At 68.4% G+C, this 16947-nt stretch carries 16 protein-coding genes; 12 read left to right on the top strand and 4 right to left on the bottom strand.

Translation table 11 applies throughout. The features are described 5' to 3' along the window. Window positions 1–163: 163 nt before the first annotated feature. The 5 genes from AB4078_RS05320 (at window position 164) to AB4078_RS05300 (ending at window position 6087) form a co-directional block, all read left to right on the top strand. Complete coding sequence (locus tag AB4078_RS05320; protein ID WP_441976246.1) at window positions 164–1789, top strand: peptide ABC transporter substrate-binding protein; 1626 nt, start codon at window positions 164–166, stop codon at window positions 1787–1789. 183 nt (window positions 1790–1972) lie between these two features. Continuing rightward, window positions 1973–2902: an ABC transporter permease gene (locus AB4078_RS05315; protein WP_440734555.1), complete on the top strand. Its 930-nt coding sequence runs from the start codon at window positions 1973–1975 to the stop codon at window positions 2900–2902. Further along, window positions 2892–3836: an ABC transporter permease gene (locus AB4078_RS05310; protein WP_440734554.1), complete on the top strand. Its 945-nt coding sequence runs from the start codon at window positions 2892–2894 to the stop codon at window positions 3834–3836. Before AB4078_RS05315 ends, AB4078_RS05310 begins: the two co-directional genes overlap by 11 nt. Further along, the gene (locus AB4078_RS05305) at window positions 3833–5506 is read left to right on the top strand and encodes a dipeptide ABC transporter ATP-binding protein (RefSeq protein ID WP_441976245.1); all 1674 of its coding nucleotides are present in this window, start codon (window positions 3833–3835) and stop codon (window positions 5504–5506) included. The genes AB4078_RS05310 and AB4078_RS05305 overlap by 4 nt, the downstream gene beginning before the upstream one ends. A 5-nt stretch (window positions 5507–5511) precedes the next feature. Then, a complete protein-coding gene (locus tag AB4078_RS05300; protein ID WP_441976244.1) occupies window positions 5512–6087 on the top strand; it encodes a PH domain-containing protein in 576 nt (191 codons plus the stop codon). 205 nt (window positions 6088–6292) lie between these two features. On the opposite strand, the gene AB4078_RS05295 is transcribed toward AB4078_RS05300, so the two are convergent. Both AB4078_RS05295 and AB4078_RS05290 read right to left on the bottom strand, forming a co-directional pair. Next, the gene (locus AB4078_RS05295; protein ID WP_441976243.1) at window positions 6293–7135 is read right to left on the bottom strand and encodes a hypothetical protein; all 843 of its coding nucleotides are present in this window, start codon (window positions 7133–7135) and stop codon (window positions 6293–6295) included. 388 nt (window positions 7136–7523) lie between these two features. Continuing rightward, window positions 7524–8321 (bottom strand): CPBP family intramembrane glutamic endopeptidase, encoded by a 798-nt coding sequence (locus tag AB4078_RS05290; protein WP_441976242.1) that lies wholly within the window; start codon window positions 8319–8321, stop codon window positions 7524–7526. Window positions 8322–8438: 117 nt separating this feature from the next. On the opposite strand from AB4078_RS05290, the gene typA reads away from it, so the two are divergent. Further along, entirely contained in the window at window positions 8439–10352 is a 1914-nt protein-coding gene (gene typA / locus AB4078_RS05285) for a translational GTPase TypA (protein ID WP_440734549.1), read from the top strand. A 103-nt stretch (window positions 10353–10455) separates the two neighbouring features. On the opposite strand, the gene AB4078_RS05280 is transcribed toward typA, so the two are convergent. Further along, a complete protein-coding gene (locus AB4078_RS05280; RefSeq protein WP_440734548.1) occupies window positions 10456–11004 on the bottom strand; it encodes a helix-turn-helix domain-containing protein in 549 nt (182 codons plus the stop codon). 65 nt (window positions 11005–11069) lie between these two features. Between AB4078_RS05280 and AB4078_RS05275 the strand changes: the two genes are divergently transcribed. The 6 genes from AB4078_RS05275 (at window position 11070) to AB4078_RS05250 (ending at window position 15458) form a co-directional block, all read left to right on the top strand. After that, window positions 11070–11822, top strand: a complete 753-nt coding sequence (locus AB4078_RS05275) for an AzlC family ABC transporter permease (protein ID WP_441976241.1) — start codon at window positions 11070–11072, stop codon at window positions 11820–11822. Next, on the top strand, window positions 11819–12133 hold the full coding sequence (locus AB4078_RS05270; RefSeq protein WP_440734546.1) for an AzlD domain-containing protein: 315 nt from the start codon (window positions 11819–11821) through the stop codon (window positions 12131–12133). Before AB4078_RS05275 ends, AB4078_RS05270 begins: the two co-directional genes overlap by 4 nt. A 9-nt stretch (window positions 12134–12142) precedes the next feature. Then, complete coding sequence (locus tag AB4078_RS05265) at window positions 12143–12571, top strand: histidinol dehydrogenase (protein WP_440734545.1); 429 nt, start codon at window positions 12143–12145, stop codon at window positions 12569–12571. Between the two features lie 9 nt (window positions 12572–12580). After that, on the top strand, window positions 12581–12901 hold the full coding sequence (gene fdxA, locus AB4078_RS05260; protein ID WP_045272231.1) for a ferredoxin: 321 nt from the start codon (window positions 12581–12583) through the stop codon (window positions 12899–12901). 4 nt (window positions 12902–12905) lie between these two features. Then, window positions 12906–14018 carry a succinyldiaminopimelate transaminase gene (gene dapC / locus AB4078_RS05255; protein ID WP_441976240.1) on the top strand — a complete coding sequence of 371 codons (1113 nt, stop codon included), beginning with the start codon at window positions 12906–12908 and terminating at the stop codon, window positions 14016–14018. Between the two features lie 144 nt (window positions 14019–14162). Next, the gene (locus AB4078_RS05250) at window positions 14163–15458 is read left to right on the top strand and encodes a citrate synthase (protein ID WP_440734543.1); all 1296 of its coding nucleotides are present in this window, start codon (window positions 14163–14165) and stop codon (window positions 15456–15458) included. An 89-nt stretch (window positions 15459–15547) separates the two neighbouring features. Here the strand turns inward: AB4078_RS05250 and AB4078_RS05245 are convergent, their stop codons facing one another. Next, window positions 15548–16936: a DEAD/DEAH box helicase gene (locus AB4078_RS05245; RefSeq protein WP_441976239.1), complete on the bottom strand. Its 1389-nt coding sequence runs from the start codon at window positions 16934–16936 to the stop codon at window positions 15548–15550. Window positions 16937–16947: the final 11 nt, after the last annotated feature.

The following is a 16947-nucleotide window of genomic DNA, read 5'->3' as shown; positions in this document are numbered from 1 at the left end:
CTGGGAACCGCTCCCAGGGCGCCTCGTCGTTCAGGTCACCAGTGAGTAACGGTTAACGCAGTCGGTTCGCCGGATCGGGGGTGCGGCGGTTACCCTCGAGTATCCCTACGCGCTCGACGAAGAGCGTGCAGATTGCTGTTATCTGTCCACAGGAGGACACAACGTGAAGCGCAACAAGATCGCCCTCGCGGGCATCGGACTGCTCGCGGCGGGCGCACTCGCCCTCGCTGGCTGCTCCAGCAAGAGCGGCGGAGACGCAACCCCCACCAAGGGCGGCGACTCGAAGACCATCATCAAGGTCAGCGGCAGCGAGCCCGAGAACCCGCTGATCCCGACCAACACCAATGAGGTGGGCGGCGGCAAGATCCTCGACTCCCTGTTCGCGGGCCTTGCCTATTACGACGCCAAGGGCAAGCTCGTCAACGACATGGCCGAGTCGATCAAGGTCGACGACGCCTCGAGCCTGACGATCAAGCTGAAGCAGGGCAACACCTTCTCCAACGGCGAGAAGGTCACGGCCGACAGCTTCATCAACGCGTGGCAGTACGGTGCGCTGTTCTCGAACAAGCAGCTCAACCAGTCCTGGTTCAGCGACATCGAGGGCTTCAGCGACTCCGCCGACTCCCCGCTGACCGGTCTGAAGAAGACCGATGACTACACGTTCACGATCAAGCTGGCCAACCCGGTCGCCGCGGACTTCTCGCAGCGCCTCGGCTACTCGGCCTACTACCCGCTGCCCGCCGCGTCCCTCAAGGACATGGCCACGGCCGGCGAGAACCCGATCGGCAACGGACCCTACAAGTTCGCCAAGGCCGGCGCCTGGCAGCACAAGGTCGAGCTCGACCTGGTCAAGAGCGACACCTACAAGGGTGGACGTCAGGCGAAGAACGGTGGCGTGAACTTCATCTTCTACGCAACCGCTGACGCGGCTTACGCCGACCTGCAGAGCGACAAGGTCGACGTGATCGACCTGATCCCGGCCGCAGCGCAGCAGACGTTCGAGTCCGATCTGGGCGACCGTGCGGTCAACCAGCCGGCCGCGATCTTCCAGTCGTTCTCGATCCCGGGCAACGCCGCGCACTTCACCGGTGACGAGGGCAAGCTGCGTCGCGAGGCGATCTCGATGGCGATCGACCGTGCTGCGATCACCAAGACGATCTTCAACAACACCCGCACCCCCGCCAGCGACTTCACCTCGCCGGTCATCGCGGGCTGGTCCGACTCCCTCAAGGGTGCGGACGTGCTGAAGTTCGACGCGAAGAAGGCGAAGGACCTGTGGGCTCAGGCCGACAAGATCTCGCCGTGGGAGGGCAAGTTCCAGATCGCGTACAACTCCGACTCCTCGCACCAGGCGTGGGTCGACGCCGTGTCGAACCAGCTGAAGAACAACCTCGGCATCGACGCCTCCGGCAACCCGTACGTCGACTTCGCTGCTCTTCGCAAGGACGTGAACGCGCGCACCATCCAGACCGCGTTCCGCACCGGCTGGCAGGCCGACTACCCGGCGCAGTACAACTTCCTGCAGCCGATCTACGGCACCAAGGCGTCGTCGAACGACACCGACTACTCGAACCCCGAGTTCGACAAGCTGGTCGCGAAGGGCGCCTCGGCGACCGACCAGTCCGAGGCCACGAAGGACTACGCCCAGGCCCAGGAGCTGCTGCTCAAGGACCTCCCGGCCATCCCGCTGTGGTACTCGAACGTGAACGGCGGCTTCGCCAAGGGCGTGAACAACGTCCAGTTCGGATGGAACTCCGTTCCGCTGTACTACGAGATCACCAAGGGCTGACCAGCCCGGGGATCACACCCGCGAGGCGGTGACGACCACGTCACCGCCTCGCGCGCTGTTGAAAACAGCCACCGAATTAGTGTCGTGCGCGTCGAACACGTGCCACGATTCTCAGTGAGGCGTCGCACCCGCACGGATCGTGCTGGGTTCCCGAGGCGCCTCCTCATCTGAAAGGAGGGGCGAATGGTCGGTTACATCCTCAAACGCCTCTTGCAGGTGATCCCCGTCTTCATCGGGGCCACCCTGCTCATCTACTTCCTGGTCTTCGCCATGCCAGGCGACCCCATCGCTGCGCTCTTCGGAGACAAGCAGCCGAGCAAGCAGCTGCACGACGCGCTCGTCGCGCAGTACCACCTCGATCAGCCGTTCATCGTGCAGTACTGGTACTACCTGACCGGCATCTTCCGCGGCGACATGGGCACCACGTTCTCCGGACGCTCCGTGAACGACGTGCTCGCGGCGACGCTGCCGGTCACGGGCCGTCTCGCCGTCATGGCGATCGGGATCGAGTTCACGCTCGCGATCATCATCGGAACGTTCTCCGCGCTGCGCAAGGGCAAGATCTTCGACAACACGATGCTGGTCATCTCGCTGGTCTTCATCTCGCTGCCGATCTTCGTCATCGCGTTCCTGGCGCAGTACTTCCTCGCGGTCAAGCTGCAGTGGTTCAGCCCCACTGTCGGCGCGACCAACGATTGGGGCGACATGTGGCTGCCCGCGATCGTGCTGGGACTCAGCCTCTACGCGGTGAGCATGCGTCTGATGCGCGGATCCGTCATCGACACCCTCAACCAGGACTGGGTACGCACCGCGTACAGCAAGGGCCTGCCGCGGCGCCGGGTCATCCCCGTGCACGTGCTGCGCAACTCGCTCATCCCGGTCATCACCAACTCCGCGACGAACTTCGGCGTGCTGCTGGTGGGCGCGACCGTCACCGAGGGCATCTTCAACATCCCCGGTGTCGGCAACACTCTCTTCCAAGCCATTCGACAGCACGAGGGCTCGACCGTGGTGTCCTTCGTGACGGTGTTCGTGATCATCTACGTGCTCGTCAACCTGGTCGTCGATATGCTCTACGGCCTGCTCGACCCGAGGATCCGTTATGTCCGGTGACACCAGCGCGACGCACTACGTCGCACCCATCAAGGACGGCACGATCGCCGTCGACGTCGTCAAGATCGCGGAGAAGCCCTCGAACCTGTGGCGCGATGCCTGGGCGGACATGCGGCGCCGGCCGATGTTCTGGATCTCCATGGTCATCGTGCTCGTGGTCCTGCTGATGGCCCTCTGGCCGACGCTGTTCACGCAGACCCCGCCGAACAGCAACTGCCAGCTGTCCGACTCCAACGGAGGACCTGCCGCCGGGCACCCGCTCGGCTTCACGTTCCAGGGTTGCGACATCTACGCGCGGACGGTGTGGGGTGCGCGCACCTCGGTCTCCGTCGGTCTCATCGCGACGATCATCGGGTCGGTCATCGGCCTCATCATGGGCGCCCTGGCCGGGTTCTACGGCGGTTGGCTGGACGGGCTGCTGTCCCGCGTCGGCGACATCTTCTTCTCGATCCCCTACATCCTCGCCGCGGTCGTCGTGATGAGCGTGTTCGCGCAGTTCCGCAACGTGTTCACGCTCGCGTTCGCGATCGGCGGATTCGCCTGGGCCTCCACGGCCCGTGTGGTCCGCGCCGAGGTGCTGAGAGTGCGTCAGGCCGACTTCGTGATGGCCTCGAGGGCGCTCGGGAAGTCGCGGTTCGGCACCCTGATCGCCCACGTCATCCCGAATGCGATCGCACCGCTGCTCGTCGTCACCACGCTGAGCCTCGCAGCCGCGATCGTCGCGGAGGCGACGCTGTCGTTCCTCGGCGTCGGGCTCGGCAGCGACACGATGAGCTGGGGCAACGACATCAGCCAGGCGCAGCAGTCGCTGCGGGTGGCGCCGATGGCCCTCATCTACCCGTCGATCGCGCTGACCATCACGGTGCTCGCGTTCATCATGCTGGGCGAGCTCGTGCGAGACGCCCTCGACCCGAGAGCGAGGGCTCGCCGATGAGTGCATCAACCGATACTCCGCTGCTCCGGATCCGCGACCTGAAGGTCGCCTTCGACACCCAGAAGGGCTCGAGGGAGGTGCTGCACGGGATCAACCTCGAGCTGTACCCGGGTGAGACGCTGGCCATCGTGGGCGAATCCGGATCCGGCAAGTCGACGACCGCATCCGCGATCGTCAATCTGCTGCCCGGCACGGGTCATGTGACCGCGGGAAGCATCACCCTCGACGGTCAGGAGCTGACCGGGCTCACCGAGGGTCAGATGGAGAAGATCCGCGGGCGCGAGATCGGCTACGTGCCGCAGGACCCGATGTCCAACCTCAACCCCGTGTGGTCGATCGGCTTCCAGGTCAAGGAGGCGATCCGTGCGAACGGTCTCGCCACCGGGCGCAAGGAGATCGAGGCCCGCGCGGTCGAGGTGCTGCAGCAGGCGGGACTCGCGGACGCCTCCAAGCGTCTGCACCAGTACCCGCACCAGTTCTCCGGCGGCATGCGCCAGCGCGCGCTGATCGGCATCGGCCTCGCGGCCGACCCGAAGCTGCTGATCGCGGACGAGCCCACATCGGCGCTCGACGTCACCGTGCAGCGCGTGATCCTGGATCACCTCGCGTCGCTGACGAAGGAGAAGGGCACTGCGGTCCTGCTGATCACGCACGACCTCGGCCTCGCGGCCGAGCGCGCGGAGAAGATCATCGTCATGCAGAACGGCGAGATCGTCGAGGCCGGGCCCAGCCGGGAGATCCTGGAGAACCCGCTGCACCCGTACACGAAGAAGCTGGTGGCCGCGGCCCCGAGCATCGCGTCGCAGCGCATCCAGGCGGTCCACGAGCGACAGGGCATCGAGACCAGCGAGGACATCGCCGGCATCCCGCCGACCGTGTCCGTGCGCGACCTGACCAAGGACTATAAGATCCGTCAAGGTCAGTTCCGCAGCATCCCGTTCCGCGCCGTCGACGCGGTCTCGTTCGACATCCCCAAGGGCAAGACGCTGGCGCTGGTCGGCGAGTCGGGCTCGGGCAAGTCGACCGTGGCGAAGATGGTGCTGAAGCTGGAGGATGTCACCTCGGGCTCGATCGCGATCGACGGCGTCGACATCTCCAGCCTCTCCGGGCGGGAGACGCTCGCGCTGCGCCGGCGCATGCAGCCGGTGTTCCAGGATCCGTACGGATCCATGGATCCGCTGCGCAACATCGGAAACACGATCTCGGAGCCTCTGGACATCCACGGCGTGGGTGACAAGGGCTCTCGCCAGGAGCGCGTGCTCGAGCTGCTGGACCAGGTCTCGCTCCCGCGCGAGCTGGCGACGCGGTACCCGAACGAGCTCTCCGGCGGTCAGCGTCAGCGCGTCGCGATCGCGCGTGCACTGGCGCTCAAGCCCGACATCGTCGTGCTCGACGAGGCGGTCTCCGCGCTCGACGTGCTGGTGCAGGATCAGATCCTGAAGCTGCTCGCCGAGTTGCAGAGCGAGCTCGACCTCACGTACCTGTTCATCACGCACGATCTCGCGGTCGTGCGTGTCGCGGCCGACCTGGTCTGCGTGATGGAGAAGGGCAAGCTCGTCGAGCAGGGCACGGTGGACGAGATCTTCGCCAACCCGCAGCAGGAGTACACGGAGCGACTGCTCCAGGCCATCCCTGGCGTCTCGATCGCCCTGGGCGGTCGCAGCGCGTGAGTTCGATGGACCAGATGCCCGTGGGGGCGCGGACGTACCGCGCCTCCACGGGCATCGCCGTGCTCCTGGTGTGCGCCGTGCTGGCCGTCTTCCTGCTCGGCGATGCGGTGGTGCGCGGCAGCTGGGCGCAGATGCTGCTGTATGCGCCGTGGGTGCTGCTGGTGCTGTGGCTCATCTACGTGATCAGCGTGGTCTCCCTGGTGCGGGTGGACGAGGACGGCGCGACCGTGCAGAACTTCCTGCGCCGCACGACTTTCGGCTGGCGCCGGGTGACCGAGCTCGACCTGCGCTGGCAGCTGGACTTCGCGCTCGATGACGGCCGGAAGCTGGCGTGCTGGGGAGGCCCGGGACGCATCCAGTCGCCGCGGCTGAGCAGGCGCTCGGGCGAGGTCAAGGTGCCGCAGAGCCTGCAGGCGCTCACCGAGGTGCGCACCCGCTGGGAGAACGCCGTGGAGCGCCCGCAAGGCGCCGCCGGCGTGGGCGCCGATGCGCCGATCCGGCGCAGCTGGGACTGGCCCGCGATCGGCGCTCTCGTCGTGATCGCGGTCGGAGCCGTGATCGCGATCGTGGTCACGCGCTGATGTCGCTCGGCTTCCCCGTACGGGAAGCTGGTTTGGTGTCCCAGGATCCGCGCGCCAAGACCCGCGAGACTGCATCTTTGTCGCGAGACAGCAGAACTGTCCTGCAGTCTCGAAACGCAGTTGCAGTCTCGCGGATCCGGCAGGCGCGCAGCGCGGCGTCCCGGGTCCGGGGCGCGATGGGGTTGGTCGCCCTGATTCCGTCGCGTCATTGCAGGGCCCTCCGCAGAGACGCGAGCATCACCTGGTCGGGTTGACCGACGCGGGGCACCCGTGCCATCTGCAGCATGGTCGTCAGCAAGTCAGGCTGCTTGATCTCGGGCCAGCCCCACCGCAAATGTGCGCTCACTTGGCGGCGCAGGCGGGCCTCACGGCGCTTCTCTGCGCGGATCGCATCGAGAGGATTCCCGAAGGCACCCGAGTACTTCACGTCGCCATCGGATTCGCCGATCAGGTCGAGGCGGCGCCAGAAGAAGTCGGCGTGATCCTCCCAGCCTTCGAATCGGAAGGCGATCTGCAGTTCTGGCAGCTCGAAGCCTCCGAACTCCATGATCGCCAGACTGAGCGATTCCAACACGCTCTCTGGGATCCCCGTGGTGCGTTGGAGGGCCCACCGGGCGCGACGGCGGTTCCGGGAGGAGATCCTCGCCTCGTTGATCGCCTGCACCTGCGCAATCGCGACAGTCGGATCCCTGCGGAGGAGAGCATCGGCGTACGCAAGGCCGATGGCGGGTGTACTGCCACGCACGACATCGACGATCGTGTCCGCACTGGATGTGAGCTGGATCCCCTCGACGGTCTCGATCTCACGCGTGTCCTGCGATGTGACCGTCTTGACAGCGCCGAAGGTCCGGCCGGTGCCGCGCGGATCCAGGACGTGCACCGGGGTATCGCTGCGGGCGAGGCTGACACCACGCAACGCCGCAGCCGAAGGGCCGCAGATGACGAGTTCGGGGTGGCGCGCGCTGACCGCGTGCACTTTTGCCAGATAGCGATCCCACGGGGCGAGCTCGTGCCACGCCTCGGTGTTCGCGTAGACGCCGGGGAGCACGCGTGTCAGCCGACCTCGGCGAACGGCCGCAAAGAGCCGTGGCCTGTTCGTTGCGAGGGTCGAACGCACCAGCGTGATCGGCGACGGCATCAGTCCAGTGTGTTCTCGGGCGTGCATGGACCCATGCTGTCCTCGGTGGCGGCTGCGGGGCCGCTCGGTTGCGCAAGCTGCGGAGAACGCCCGCTCATGCCCACCTGTGTGGACCCATCGGATGCTGACGAACCCGCGTGCCGCCGGGGAGCCGCGAGACTGCATCCTTGTCTCGAAACAGCAGAACAGTTCTGCAGTCCCGAGACGCGGTTGCAGTCTCGCGGATCTGGATCTGGATCTGGATCGGTATCCGGGGTCCGGCCGGTGCCGGCCGGGCCGGCGGGCCCGGCTGCGGCAGTCAGTGCGTCGGCAGGCCGAACAGGGCCGGCCACATGGCCGCCGCCCAGGGGTAGCCGACGAAGACGGCCGCATCGATGAGGAAGTGCGCGACCAGGAACGGCAGCAGCCGGCTGGTGCGCAGGAACAGGAAGCCGAACAGCAGCCCCATCCCGAGGTTGCCGATGAACGCACCGGGTCCCTGATAGAGGTGGTAGCTCGCGCGCAGCACGGACGTGGCGAGGAGGATCGTCCACGGACCCCAGCCGAGCTGGCGCAGCCGGGCGAAGAGGTAGCCGAGCACCACGAACTCCTCCTGCACGGCGGCCCGAGCCGCGGACAGCAGCAGCACCGGGACGGTCCACCAATACGCGCTCTGCGCCCCCGGATCCACCGCGACGAACCAGCCGTTCATCCGCCCGAGCACGTACAGCGCGAGCCCCGGGATCCCGATGGCGAGGACGAGCAGGAGACCCCCTCCGACGTCGCGGCCGATTCGTGTTCCGTCCAGGCCCAGCGCGCCGAGGCGGGGGCGCACCGGGCGCCAGAGCAGGAAGCACACCAGCAGCACCGGCACCACGGAGAACCCGATGCCGAGCAACTGGTAGAGCAGGTCGAACAGCTCGCGGCTGGACTGCGAGGGGTTCAGCGTCGCCGTCTGATCCGCCAGCGGCGTCGACAGGGACAGGCGATCCAGCAGCTGCACGATCGCGTACACCGCGGACTGTCCGAGACCGAGGCCGAGCACGATCGCGATCTCCCACCCGATCCGCGCCCGCGACGGCGCGTCAGGCGGGGGAGGGGGCAGGGCGATCCTCATGGGTCGAGCGTACGGCGAGGCGGTATGCATGCGCCCCGCAGAGGATGCCCAGGAGCGGTGATGTATCCTGAAGAGTCCGGAATCCCGGGCGAAACCCCAGCTGCATTGGATTCCTTCATGGCGCACGCCCTCCGTTCCGATCTCCGCAACGTCGCCATCGTCGCGCACGTCGACCACGGCAAGACCACGCTCGTGGACGCCATGCTCCGCCAGACCGGATCCTTCGGCTCCCACGAGCACATGGAAGAGCGCGCCATGGACTCGAACGACCTGGAGCGCGAGAAGGGCATCACGATCCTCGCCAAGAACACGGCGATCACCTACAAGGGCGAGCACGCCGGCGGCAAGGACATCACGATCAACGTGATCGACACCCCCGGTCACGCCGACTTCGGCGGCGAGGTCGAGCGCGGCCTGTCCATGGTCGACGGCGTCGTGCTGCTCGTGGACGCGTCGGAGGGCCCGCTCCCGCAGACGCGCTTCGTGCTGCGCAAGGCGCTCGAGGCCAAGCTCCCGGTGATCCTGCTGGTGAACAAGACCGACCGTCCCGACGCTCGCATCGCCGAGGTCGAGGAGGAGGCGCACGACCTGCTGCTGGGCCTCGCGTCCGACCTCGTTGACGACGTGCCCGACCTCGACGTCGATGCGCTGCTCGATGTGCCGGTCGTGTACGCGTCCGGTCGCGCCGGAGCCGCATCCCGCAACCGGCCGGAGAACGGTGCGCTGCCGGACAACGACGACCTCGAGCCGCTGTTCGAGGCGATCCTCGAGCACGTGCCGGCCCCGGCGTACGACGATGAGGCTCCGCTGCAGGCGTGGGTCACTAACCTCGACTCCTCGCCGTTCCTCGGCCGCCTCGCACTGCTGCGCGTCTTCAACGGCACGCTGAAGAAGGGTCAGACCGTGGCCTGGGTCCGTTCCGACGGCTCCACCAGCAACGCCCGCATCACGGAGCTCCTGAAGACCCGTGCGCTCGAGCGCTACCCCGCCGAAGAGGCCGGCCCCGGCGACATCGTCGCGATCGCCGGCTTCGAGAACATCACGATCGGCGAGACCATCGCGGATCCGGAGGACGTGCGGCCGCTCCCGGCCATCACGGTCGACGACCCCGCGATCTCCATGACCATCGGCACCAACACCTCGCCTCTGATGGGCAAGGTCAAGGGGCACAAGCTCACCGCCCGGATGGTCAAGGACCGCCTGGACCGCGAGCTCATCGGCAACGTCTCGCTCAAGGTCGTCGACATCGGCCGCCCGGACGCGTGGGAGGTGCAGGGCCGCGGCGAGCTCGCACTCGCGATCCTCGTCGAGAACATGCGCCGTGAGGGCTTCGAGCTCACGGTCGGCAAGCCGCAGGTGGTCACGAAGAAGATCGACGGCAAGACCTACGAGCCGTTCGAGCACCTCACGATCGACACCCCGGAGGAGCACCTGGGTGCGATCACCCAGCTGCTGGCGAACCGCAAGGGTCGCATGGAGAACATGACCAACCACGGCACCGGCTGGGTGCGCATGGAGTTCATCGTCCCCTCGCGTGGTCTCATCGGCTTCCGCAGCGAGTTCCTCACGACCACCCGCGGCACCGGCATCGCGAACGCGATCTCGCACGGCTACGAGCCCTGGGCGGGCCAGATCACCACGCGTCAGAACGGCTCGATCGTCGCCGACCGTCAGGGCGTCGTCACCCCGTTCGCCATGATCGCCCTGCAGGAGCGCATGTCGTTCTTCGTGCAGCCCACGCAGGAGGTCTACGAGGGCATGGTCATCGGCGAGAACTCGCGCGCCGATGACATGGATGTGAACATCACCAAGGAGAAGAAGCTCACCAACATGCGTTCGGCCACGGCCGACAACTTCGAGTCCATGACGCCGCCGCGGCTGCTGACGCTCGAGGAGAGCCTCGAGTTCGCCCGCGACGACGAATGCGTCGAGGTCACGCCCGAGGTCGTGCGCATTCGCAAGGTGACACTCGACCAGACCATTCGCGCCCGCGAGACCGCGCGCCTGAAGCGCCAGGACGCCAACGCGTAACCCAACGCCGGTCCGAACGGCCCGTCTGCTCCGGCAGACGGGCCGTTTCGCGTGCCGGGCGTTCGCACGCAGCGCACGCACCGTGTGCAGCGTGCGGCGCGGCTCAGCGCAGCTCCGAGATGAGCACCGCGGAGGTCCCGGGCTCGAGCGCCTCGAACACGTGCGACGCATCTCCGGGATAGGAGAGGTAGTCGCCGGGGTGCAGCTCCTCGGCCGCCTCGGAAGGGCCGATCAGAGCGCGCCCGCTGATCAGCACGACGTGCTCGGTGGTGCCGACGTGGTGCGGCGTCGAGCGGCGGGGCTCGCCGGGCTCGGCCTGGATGATGTAGAGGTCTCGACGGGCGCCCGGCGGGCAGGCCGCGATGAGCGTGGCCAGATACGGCGCGGCAGCCGACGGCACGCCGGCGTGCTCGCCGGCCCGGATCAGGGTCGGGGCATTCGTGCGCTCCTCCACGAAGGCGGCGAAGGGCACGCCCAGGGCGTCGGCGATGGCCCACAGGGTCTCGACGCTGGGCCCCGAGGATCCGCTCTCCAGCTGCGAGACGGTGGCCTTGGATACCCCGGCGCGGCGGGCGAGTTCGGAGACGGAGATCCCCGCCGCCTCGCGCTCGCGACGCAGGGACCGGGAGATGCGGGCGCGGAGATCATCCATGCGGCCAGTATTCCAAACGTTCGTTCGCCTTGACAAACGATTTGCAGATGTTCAGAATGATCGTCATGCGTTCAGAGGAGCGAACGATCGACCGCGACCCCGAGGACGCCGTCGCAGAGGTGCGCGTCGCGCGCCGGGAGGCGATCGGCGTCGCCCTCGCCACCAGCGCGTACGGGATCTCGTTCGGTGCGCTCGCCGTCGCGAACGGGTTCGACGTGTGGCAGACCTGCGTGCTGAGCCTGCTGATGTTCACCGGCGGATCGCAGTTCGCGTTCGTGGGCGTGATCGGGGCGGGCGGGCTCGCCGCCGCGCCCGCGGCGATCGCCTCCGCACTGCTTCTGGGAGTCCGCAACGTCGCCTACGGCATGCGGATGTCTCCGGTGATCGGCCGCGGTGCCGCGCGGCGCGCGCTCGCGGCTCCGTTCACGATCGACGAGTCCACCGCCGTCTCGCTCGCACAGCGTTCGCCGCGGGCGCGCCACGTCGGATTCTGGATCACCGGAGTCGGCATCTATCTCGGCTGGAATCTGATGACGCTGCTCGGCGCGCTGCTCGGAGACGTGCTGGGGGATCCGAAGACCTATGGGCTGGACGCGGCTGCGGCGGCGGCGTTCCTCGCCCTGCTGTGGCCGCGTCTGCGCACGCGGCAGGCCATCGCGGTCGGCATCGCGGCCGCCGCGGTCGCCACGGCGCTCACGCCGGTGCTGATCCCGGGGCTGCCCGTGCTCGTGGCGGCGTTCGTGGCGATCGTCGTCGGCTGGTTCAACTGGTTCGGGTCGAAGGCCGCCGGCCCGGCGGCGGGGGAGGAGTCGGCATGACCCTGTGGAACGCCGTGCTGCTGGCCGCCATCGGCTGCCTCGCGCTCAAGGGCGCGGGCTATCTGGTGCCGGCGTCCGTCCTCGAGGCGCCGCGGCCCGCGCGGATCACCGACCTGCTGACGGTCGCGCTGCTCGCCGCGCTCGTGGCCGTGCAGACGCTGGCCGCGGGCCCGCACATCGTGGTGGACGCTCGTGTGCCCGCGGTGCTCGTCGCGGCGGGGTTGCTGGCGCTGCGGCAGTCGTTCCTCGTCGTGGTGATCGCCGCCGCTGTCGTCGCGGCTCTCCTGCGGCTCCTAGGGTGGGCCGCGTAAGCTCGAGCCGTGCGTGGAACGTGGCTCAGCAGAGCGCTGTCGTGGGTGGCTCTGTTCGTGGTCGGCGCCGTGTTCGGTCTGGCGACGACCGTGACGCATTCGACCTCGGTGTGGGGGCTCCCGTGGGTCGGGCTGGTGCTCGGCGCGATCGCCTGCGGCGGCATGCTCCTCGCCGTGCGGCTGCTGCTGCACGACCGCTGGGGTGCGCTCGCGACGGGGCTCGGCATGCTCGCCGGCATGGTCGTGATCTCGGGCCGCGGACCCGGTGGATCGGTGATCGTGCCGAATGATCTGCTGGGCGTGACCTGGACCTGGACCATCGCCGGCATGGTGCTGCTGGTCGCCGCGTGGCCGGACTTCTCGCGGATCCGCCGTCTCCAGCAGGAGCAGGCGGCCCGTGCGCGGATGGCGGAAGAAGCGCCCGCCGACGGGTCGTAGACTGGGTCCGTGACATATGTGATCGCTCTTCCCTGCGTCGACGTGAAGGATCGTGCCTGCGTCGACGAGTGCCCCGTGGACTGCATCTACGAGGGTGAGCGATCGTTGTACATCCACCCCGACGAGTGCGTCGACTGCGGCGCCTGCGAGCCCGTGTGCCCCGTCGAGGCGATCTACTACGAGGACGACCTCCCCGAGGAGTGGGCGGACTACTACAAGGCGAACGTCGAGTTCTTCGACGAGATCGGATCCCCGGGCGGCGCCGCCAAGGTCGGCGTGATCCATCACGACCACCCGGTCATCGCCGTTCTCCCGCCGCAGGGCGAGTAGCGCGGTGAGCGTCCGCGACCTCGCCGACTACCCCTGGGACGCGGTCACCCCGTTCCGCGAGCGTGCGGCCGCGCACCCGGACGGCATCGTCGACCTCGCCATCGGATCCCCCGTGGATCCCACCCCCGAGATCATCCGACATGCCCTCGCCGAGGCCACCGACGCGCATTCGTATCCGCAGACCGTCGGCACCCCGGCCGTGCGCGAGGCGATCGTGGACTGGTACGCGCGACGCCGGGGCGTGCCCGACCTGCGCGTGGACAACGTGATTCCCACGATCGGCTCCAAGGAGCTGGTCGCACTGCTGCCGACGCTGCTGGGGCTCGGCGCGGGCGACATCGTGGTGCAGCCGCGCGTCGCATACCCGACGTACGCCGTCGGCGCCCAGGTCGCCGGCGCGACGGTGGTGAGCGAGGACGACCCCGCGCGCTGGCCGGAGGGCGCCAAGCTCATCTGGATCAACACCCCGGGCAACCCGGACGGGCGCACCTGGACCGTCGACGAGCTCGCCGCGGCCGTGCGCCGCGCACGTGAGCTGGGCGCGATCCTCGCGAGCGACGAGTGCTACGCCGAACTCGGCTGGGACGGGCCGTGGGCGAGCGAGCCGGTGCCCTCGGTGCTGGATCCGCGCGTCACAGGCGGCACCAGAGCGGGTCTGCTCAGCGTCTACTCGCTCAGCAAGCAGTCGAACCTCGCCGGTTACCGCGCCGCCTTCGTCGCCGGCTGCGCCCGGGTGGTGGGGGAGATCCTCACCGCCCGCAAGCACCTCGGTCTGATGCCGCCGGCTCCCGTGCAGCACGCGATGGCCGTCGCGCTGCGCGACGACGAGCACGTCGCGGTGCAGAAGGAGCGCTACCGGCAGCGCCGTGACGTGCTGCGGCCGGCGCTCCTCGACGCGGGCTTCCGGATCGACGGCTCGGAGGCGGGGCTGTACCTGTGGGTCACCCAGGGCCGCGATGCCTGGGAATCCATGGGCGCGCTCGCCGATCTCGGGATCCTGGCGGGTCCCGGACCCTTCTACGGCGACCACTCCGCACAGCACGTCCGGCTCTCGCTGACCGCGCCCCTCGAACGGATCGAGGCGGCCGCGGCGCGCCTGCGCGGGGCGGCTTCGTAGCATTCCACAGGTGTTTCGGCGCCACTCTTGGTCGTTTTCACAGTAGGTGCGCACGCGGACTAGGCTGTATGAGCGACGCGATCGCGGGCCCATCGGCGCCGATCGCGCATCCCCCACACGAGACAGACGCATGAGGAGGTCTGCGTGAGCGCAGCGGGCGAGCGGCCTACGAAGGCGACGCTGACAGTAGGCGACAAGACCGCGGAGTTCCCGATCCTTCAGGGCACCGACGGGCACGCCAGCATCGATTTCTCCACCCTGACCAGGCAGACCGGCCACACCGGCCTCGATTACGGATTCGTGAACACGGCCTCCACCAAGTCGGAGATCACGTTCATCGACGGTGACCAGGGGATCCTGCGCTACCGCGGGTACCCGATCGAGCAGATCGCGAACACCTGCTCCTACCTCGAAGTCGCGTGGCTGCTCATCTACGGCGAGCTGCCCAGCGCCTCCGAGCTCGCGGAGTTCGATGACAAGATCCGTCGGCACACGCTGCTGCACGAAGATCTCAAGCACTTCTTCCAGGCGCTTCCGGACAACGCGCACCCCATGGCGGTGCTGTCGTCAGCCGTCGCGGCGCTCTCGACCTACTACGAGAACGAGTCCGACCCGCACAACCCCGAGCACGTCGAGCTGAACACGATCCGGATGCTCGCCAAGCTCCCGGTGATCGCGGCGTACGCGCACAAGAAGAGCGTGGGCCAGGCCTTCCTGTACCCCGACAACTCGCTGAGCTTCGTGGACAACTTCCTCAAGCTCAATTTCGGCGTGCACAGCGAGCCCTACGAGATCAACCCCGTGATGTCCAAGGCGCTCGAGCTGCTGCTGGTGCTGCACGAGGACCACGAGCAGAACGCATCCACGTCGACGGTGCGACTGGTCGGCTCGACGGGGGCGAACCAGTTCGCCTCCGTCTCGGCCGGCATCCAGGCGCTCTCCGGCCCGCTGCACGGCGGCGCGAACGAGGCGGTGCTGACCATGCTCGGCCAGATCCGCGAATCGGGCCAGAGCGTGCAGCGCTTCGTCGAGCGCGTGAAGAACAAGGAAGACGGCGTGAAGCTCATGGGCTTCGGGCACCGCGTGTACAAGAACTACGATCCGCGCGCGAAGCTGGTCAAGGCCGCCGCGGACGAGGTGCTCGCCGAGCTCGGCGTCACGGATCCGCTCCTCGATCTCGCGCGGGAACTGGAGGAGGTGGCGCTTGCGGACGACTACTTCCAGGAGCGTCGCCTGTACCCGAACGTCGACTTCTACACCGGCGTGATCTACAAGGCGATGGGCTTCCCCACGCGCATGTTCACGGTGCTGTTCGCGATCGGCCGCCTGCCGGGCTGGCTGGCGCAGTGGCGCGAGCTGAACCTCGACCCGCAGACCAAGATCGGCCGCCCGCAGCAGCTGTACACGGGCTCGCCCGAGCGCGAGTTCCGCCGGTCCTGACCGGGCGGGCGACGCACGACGACGAAAGAGGGGGATCCGGATCGGATCCCCCTCTTGTTCGTTTCCGCCGCTGCCCGCGGTCAGGACTGTCAGCGCGCGGTCGAGGTGCCCTGCGGGCGCGAGGATCGGCGACGGCGACGCGAGGGAACCGTATCGCCGACCCCGAGCGGGCGCGGCGCGCGGTGGGATCCCTGGCCCTGGCCCTGGCCCTGGCCCTGGCGCTGGCCGCGCGGCTGGGCGGACGCCGCGGGCTTCTTCTTCGCGGGGCGCTGCTGCTGCGGCGGCTGAATCGGCGCGGGCTTCACGAAGGCGGCCTTCTCGCCGACCAGCTCGGCGACGGCCGTGGAGGAAGGCGAGACCGGCTCGATGTCGACGCTGATCCTGGCCTTGCGCAGGAGGTCCTTCGTGTCGCGGCGCTGCTCCGGCAGCAGCACGGTCACGACCGTGCCCGCGGCGCCCGCACGCGCGGTGCGGCCGGAGCGGTGCAGGTACGCCTTGTGCTCGGCGGGCGGGTCGACGTGCACGACGAGATCGACGTCGTCCACGTGCACGCCGCGGGCCGCGACGTCCGTGGCGACGAGTACGCGCACGCCGCCGTCCGCCGGGTCGGCGGAGAACGCGGCCAGGTTGCGCTCGCGCGCGCCCTGGGCAAGGTTGCCGTGCAGGTCGACGGCGGGGATGCCGGCGGCCGTGAGCGCCTTGGCGAGCTTCTTCGCCTGGTGCTTGGTGCGGGTGAACAGGATCCGGCGTCCCATACCGGAGGCGAGAGTCTGCACGAGCGTCTTCTTGGCGTCGGCGTCGGCGACCTCGAGCACGCGGTGAGTCATCTCACCCACGGGCACGCTCTCCTCGTCGACCTCGTGGCTCACCGGGCGGGTGAGGAAGCGGCGGGCGAGCACGTCGATGCCGTTGTCCAGCGTCGCGCTGAACAGGAGGCGCTGACCCTCGGACGGCGTGGCCGAGAGGATCCGGGTGACGCCGGGCAGGAAGCCGAGGTCGGCCATGTGGTCCGCCTCGTCGAGCACGGTGACGCGCACGTCGCCGAGACGAACGACGCCCTGCTTCATGAGGTCCTCGAGGCGCCCGGGGCAGGCCACGAGGATGTCCACCCCGCGACGCATCGCCTCCTCCTGCGGGCGCTGGCTGACGCCGCCGAAAACGGTGGCGACACGGAGGTTCGCCGCCTGGGCGAGAGGGGTGATGGTCGCGGCGATCTGCGAGGCGAGCTCGCGTGTCGGCGCCAACACGAGTCCGCGCGGGTACTGCGGGCGGGCCTTGTAGCCCGTGAGACGGGCGACCAGGGGAAGGGCGAAGGCGATCGTCTTGCCGCTGCCGGTGCGCCCGCGGCCGAGCAGGTCACGGCCGGCGAGGGCGTCGGGCAGCGTGTCGCGCTGGATGGCGAACGCTTCGGTCTTGCCATCGGCGGCGAGGACGGCGGCCAGGGCCGCGGGCACGCCGAGATCGAGGAAGGAAGTCATGGGTGTCTCCT

The sequence above is a fragment of the Microbacterium sp. 2MCAF23 genome, assembly GCF_052115565.1.
GTDB lineage: Bacteria > Actinomycetota > Actinomycetes > Actinomycetales > Microbacteriaceae > Microbacterium.
This window is presented reverse-complemented; position numbering and strand designations above follow the sequence as displayed.

Excerpts from the sequence above, each read along its gene's own strand:
- AB4078_RS05270 (WP_440734546.1), top strand. The coding sequence starts at position 11,819 with ATGACCCTGTGGAACGCCGTGCTGCTGGCCGCCATCGGCTGCCTCGCG.
- AB4078_RS05280 (WP_440734548.1), bottom strand. The coding sequence starts at position 11,004 with ATGGATGATCTCCGCGCCCGCATCTCCCGGTCCCTGCGTCGCGAGCGC.
- AB4078_RS05290 (WP_441976242.1), bottom strand. The coding sequence starts at position 8,321 with ATGAGGATCGCCCTGCCCCCTCCCCCGCCTGACGCGCCGTCGCGGGCG.
- AB4078_RS05245 (WP_441976239.1), bottom strand. The coding sequence starts at position 16,936 with ATGACTTCCTTCCTCGATCTCGGCGTGCCCGCGGCCCTGGCCGCCGTC.
- typA (WP_440734549.1), top strand. The coding sequence starts at position 8,439 with ATGGCGCACGCCCTCCGTTCCGATCTCCGCAACGTCGCCATCGTCGCG.
- AB4078_RS05300 (WP_441976244.1), top strand. The coding sequence starts at position 5,512 with ATGGACCAGATGCCCGTGGGGGCGCGGACGTACCGCGCCTCCACGGGC.
- AB4078_RS05275 (WP_441976241.1), top strand. The coding sequence starts at position 11,070 with ATGCGTTCAGAGGAGCGAACGATCGACCGCGACCCCGAGGACGCCGTC.
- AB4078_RS05310 (WP_440734554.1), top strand. The coding sequence starts at position 2,892 with ATGTCCGGTGACACCAGCGCGACGCACTACGTCGCACCCATCAAGGAC.
- AB4078_RS05315 (WP_440734555.1), top strand. The coding sequence starts at position 1,973 with ATGGTCGGTTACATCCTCAAACGCCTCTTGCAGGTGATCCCCGTCTTC.
- AB4078_RS05305 (WP_441976245.1), top strand. The coding sequence starts at position 3,833 with ATGAGTGCATCAACCGATACTCCGCTGCTCCGGATCCGCGACCTGAAG.